Annotated in this window: 3 protein-coding genes; all 3 read right to left on the bottom strand. The window is 47.5% G+C overall.

What is annotated here, in order from left to right; genetic code table 11:
* Positions 1 to 44: 44 nt before the first annotated feature.
* Positions 45 to 1,250 carry a bifunctional phosphopantothenoylcysteine decarboxylase/phosphopantothenate--cysteine ligase CoaBC gene (coaBC, locus tag AC805_RS00395; RefSeq protein WP_055073576.1) on the bottom strand — a complete coding sequence of 402 codons (1,206 nt, stop codon included), beginning with the start codon at positions 1,248 to 1,250 and terminating at the stop codon, positions 45 to 47.
* A 6-nt stretch (positions 1,251 to 1,256) separates the two neighbouring features.
* Positions 1,257 to 1,760 (bottom strand): hypothetical protein, encoded by a 504-nt coding sequence (locus AC805_RS00390; protein ID WP_055073575.1) that lies wholly within the window; start codon positions 1,758 to 1,760, stop codon positions 1,257 to 1,259.
* Positions 1,761 to 1,885: 125 nt separating this feature from the next.
* Complete coding sequence (locus AC805_RS00385) at positions 1,886 to 2,293, bottom strand: EVE domain-containing protein (RefSeq protein WP_055073574.1); 408 nt, start codon at positions 2,291 to 2,293, stop codon at positions 1,886 to 1,888.
* Positions 2,294 to 2,422: the final 129 nt, after the last annotated feature.

The following is a 2,422-nucleotide window of genomic DNA, read 5'->3' as shown; positions in this document are numbered from 1 at the left end:
TGATTGGCGGCGCGAAGCGCCGCCAATCATCTTTTGGGGGGTGGCTATGACTGTAAAAAATCGAGGAGACGATGGGCAAGTTCGAGCTTAGAACAAAGGGGCGTAGATTGCCTATGCCCATCTTTATGGATGAAAGTAGCTTGATTGGTATCCGTACCAAAGCCAGTTTGCAAACTATTCACCGCATTAGCGGCGATCGCATCTAAACCTTTGCGCTCTAATTTTTCTTTTGCCGCAGCAACGACTTCTTCTTCATTGCCAGTTTGGGCGGCAAAGCCTACTAATATTTGGTCAAGACGTTTGCGGCTGGCGAGATCCGCCACGATATCGGGAATATATTCGAGTTGTAGATTTAAAGGTAATTCGGATTTTGGTAATTTGCGATCGCTGTTTAGTTGCGAACGTACATCGCCAACTGCCGCCGCCGCAATGGTTATATCGGCATGGGGAAATTCTTCCAGCATGGCTCGATGCATTTCTGCGGAAGTGCGGGTCACTATCACCGATGGTGGTACTTCGCCCATCGGGAGCGCAGAACTGGCAGTACTTACGAGAGTAACTTTTGCGCCACGGTGAATGGCGGCTTTTGCGATCGCTATTCCTTGTTTCCCCGTGGACGGATTGCCGATAAATCGCACGGGATCGATAAATTCGCGGGTTCCACCAGCACTCACCAAAATATGCTTGCCCTTAAGATCTTGTTTTCCCCCCGTAAAAAGAAAGGATTCAATATACTCGAGAATTATTTCTGGTTCCGCCATTCTGCCCGTACCTACGGCATCGCAGGCGAGAATGCCATCGGTTGGCGCGATCGCTGTATAGCGAGAATCCTGTAAGACTTTGCGCCAATTTTCCTGCACTGAGGCTTGCAACCACATGGTTGTATTCATCGCGGGTGCAAAGAGCATTGGACAGTTAGAAGCTAGCACCGTATTAGTAAGTAAGTTGTCCGCCATGCCATAGGCTAGTTTGGCTAGGGTATTTGCCGTCACAGGTGCTAGCAAAAATACATCCGCCCATTCTGCTAACTCAATGTGTAATGGTCTTCCATTACTCGGTTGCCAAAAATCAGCATCGGTAAAGGCGGGTTGGCGAGAGAGGGTGGCAAAGGTCAGAGGTGTAACAAATTCCGCAGCAGAGCGTGTCAGAATTACCCGCACTTCAATTCCGCGTTTGGCTAGGCTCGAAACTACTTCGCAAACTTTATAAGCAGCAATACCTCCAGAAATCCCAATTAGTAAGTGATTCATGACAATCTAAGGGGCAACATAACCTTGAATATTCTCAGGGCGGAGAGGACGCATGAGTTGATTGGCTCGGACTACCTCTTGATCGGTGCCTTGGACGACGATTAAATATTTACCCTCATCGAGACGATTGCGAAGGGGAACCGAATCGCTACTGGTTGCCACGCCAACTCCACCGCCGACAAAGAGACTTCCCATTGCGCCCCCAAATGCTCCTAACAAACCACCGATCGCGTGATTGCCGATGCTCCCAGCCCAAGCGAAGGTATGCAGGTCAGTAACAAGACTAAAGCCAATGCCAGCAAAAAAGCCAAATGGAACTAACCAATAGGACATCAGATAAGCTTGTTTGCGTCCTTGCACTAGGGGATCGATAAAGCCAAATTCCTCAGCGCTTTTATAGCCCTTACCTAAAATTGAAATTGCGTGCATGGGGAAGTTGGCTGATTCGAGTCGCGTATAGACTTCCTCCGCCTTCATGCGATCGCTCCAAACACTGACTAAATAGTTCATATACTTAATAAATCAAAAAATAAATCAAAAAAATATAGCTATCGCCAAGTGTATCAGGACATAAAACCAAAAAGAGGAATGCGGCGCTTCGCGCCGCATTCCTCTTTTTGGTTCGGGCGATCTGGCTAAATATTTGCGAGTTTTAAAATCCTTTGCCAATGATCCTCAGATACGGGCACGACGGATAAACGGCTAATCCGAATCAGATCGAAACCTTCAAACTCAGGATCTTGTTTGATTTGAGCGAGAGTCACGGGCTGAGGTAGCGATCGCACTGCCTTCACATCAACGACCGCCCGCTTCGGATCTTCTAGTTTCGGATCGGCATAGGGTAAGGAGATTACTTCCGCAATCCCCATAGCACGACGTTCATCTCCCGTGTGATAAATCAAGGCTAAATCCTTAGGTTGCATAGTCCGAATATGTTTCAATGCCAAATTATTATTTACTCCATCCCATATCGTTTGGCGATCGCGTTCGAGATCGGCATAAGAATAAACATCGGGTTCACTTTTAAGCAGCCAGTAAGCCATTATGCAGATCCTGAAACTCCTAACTCATTATAAGTACATCAAGCCCTAGCGAAATATATAGCGATCGCCAAATGTGCTAGGTCATAAATCCCAAGAATTGACTGGCGGCGCGAAGCGCCGCCAGTCAAT

Origin of the sequence: Pseudanabaena sp. 'Roaring Creek', from assembly GCF_001402795.1 — a bacterium.
Classification (GTDB): domain Bacteria; phylum Cyanobacteriota; class Cyanobacteriia; order Pseudanabaenales; family Pseudanabaenaceae; genus Pseudanabaena.
The sequence above is the reverse complement of the archived record's forward strand: the minus strand, read 5'-3'. Positions and strand labels throughout refer to the sequence as shown.

Excerpts from the sequence above, each read along its gene's own strand:
- AC805_RS00390 (WP_055073575.1), bottom strand. The coding sequence starts at position 1,760 with ATGAACTATTTAGTCAGTGTTTGGAGCGATCGCATGAAGGCGGAGGAA.
- AC805_RS00385 (WP_055073574.1), bottom strand. The coding sequence starts at position 2,293 with ATGGCTTACTGGCTGCTTAAAAGTGAACCCGATGTTTATTCTTATGCC.
- coaBC (WP_055073576.1), bottom strand. The coding sequence starts at position 1,250 with ATGAATCACTTACTAATTGGGATTTCTGGAGGTATTGCTGCTTATAAA.